This window comes from Streptomyces sp. 8N706 (genome assembly GCF_052245415.1).
GTDB lineage: Bacteria > Actinomycetota > Actinomycetes > Streptomycetales > Streptomycetaceae > Streptomyces.
The window spans coordinates 1-1,678 of the sequence record NZ_JBQQBW010000233.1 but is presented as its reverse complement, the minus strand read 5'-3'; the positions used below and the strand labels follow the sequence as shown (position 1 = coordinate 1,678).

The following is a 1,678-nucleotide window of genomic DNA, read 5'->3' as shown; positions in this document are numbered from 1 at the left end:
CCTCGCGCTTTCATGAGCGTGCTCGTCCATGCCTTGATCAAATAAGCGGAGAGTGCTCCTGACCTGCAACGATGGGACTTGTCTAGGGTCCTGTTGGCTGCACGGAAAGAAGCACTCTCCAGGTGAGCAAGCGTATCGGGTTGTACCCGCCTGTCCGCGTCGAGGGCGGTGGCAGCGGGGCGGTCTCGCAGGCCGGGGCGGTGCTGCTGGTCGAGACGGTCCGCAAGGTGGGCCTGGACACCGCGATATCGGCGGCACTGGCGCCGTGGCGCAAGCCGCGGGCAGTGCACGACCCGGGCAAAGTCCTGCTGGATGTCGCGCTCGGCGTCGCTCTGGGCGGGGACTGCCTCGCTGATGTCGCCTTGCTGCGGGCCGAGCCCGACGTGTTCGGCCCGGTGGCGTCCGACCCCACGGTCTCCCGGCTCATCGACGCCCTCGCCGCAGCAGGCCCGAAGGCGCTCGCCGCGATCCGGTCGGCGCGGGCCGAAGTACGGTCGCGGGTCTGGGAACTGGCCGGGGCGAACGCTCCGGCGGCCGACGGGCAGGTGATCGTGGACATCGACGGCGTGCTCGTCCTTGCGCACTCCGAGAAGCAGGACGCCACCGCGACCTGGAAGAAGACCTTCGGCCATCATCCGCTCGTCGCGTTCGTCGACCACGGCCAGGCCGGTTCCGGAGAGCCGGTGGCCGCGCTGCTGCGGCCCGGCAACGCAGGCTCCAACACCGCCGCCGATCACATCACGACCGCCCAACTCGCCCTGGATCAACTCCCCAAACGCCTGAGGCGGGGACGGCAGACGCTGATCCGGACCGACTCCGCCGGCGGCACCCACGCCTTCCTTGACTGGCTCTCCAAGCCTGGCCGGTGGCTGTCGTATTCCGTCGGAATGACGATCACCGACACCATCCACCAGGCCGTCCTGAAGATCCCGAAGAAGGCATGGACACCGGCCTACGACGCCGACGGCACTGAGCGTCCCGGCGCCTGGGTCGCGGAGATCACCGACATGCCCGACCTCTCCTCCTGGCCCAACGGGATGCGGCTGATCGTCCGCAAGGAACGGCCGCACCCCGGCGCCCAGTTGCGCTTCACCGACCTCGACGGACTACGGCTGACCTGTTTCGCGACCAACACCAAGGGTGGCCAGCTCGCCCACCTGGAACTGCGTCACCGCAGACGGGCCCGCTGCGAGGACCGCATCCGAGGCGCCCGCGACACCGGACTGCGCAACCTGCCCCTGCACGACACCGCCCAGAATCAGATCTGGCTGGAGATCGTCTCGCTCGCACTCGACCTCCTCGCCTGGATGCCGATGCTCGCGCTGACCGGCAAGACCCGCCGCTGGGAACCCAAAAAGCTCCGCCTGCGGTTGTTCTCCGCCGCCGCGCAGCTGGTGAACACCGGCCGCCGCTACTGGCTCCGCTTCACCGCCCGATGGCCCTGGACCGACGTCATCACCCACGCCATCGACCAGCTCCACACCCTCCCGAACCCAGGCTGACCAGCTACTTCGACCGTCCCCGACAACCCGCACCATCACACCGGCGAAGTGGAACCCGGCGCCCACCCGACGCGACAGCCGGGCCCTCCGCGTGCACTGGCACAGAAAAAGCCGCACCCCACAGACGCAGAGTCCCCGTCAGTAAACCGACGAGGACTCATGAACGATCGAGGCTA

1 protein-coding gene is annotated in these 1,678 nt (G+C 68.6%); it reads left to right on the top strand.

Annotation, left to right across the window (positions count from 1 at the left end):
• The first annotated feature begins 122 nt into the window (after positions 1–122).
• On the top strand, positions 123–1,502 hold the full coding sequence (locus ACTWQE_RS34000; protein ID WP_443332950.1) for an IS1380 family transposase: 1,380 nt from the start codon (positions 123–125) through the stop codon (positions 1,500–1,502).
• The last annotated feature ends 176 nt before the right edge of the window (positions 1,503–1,678 follow it).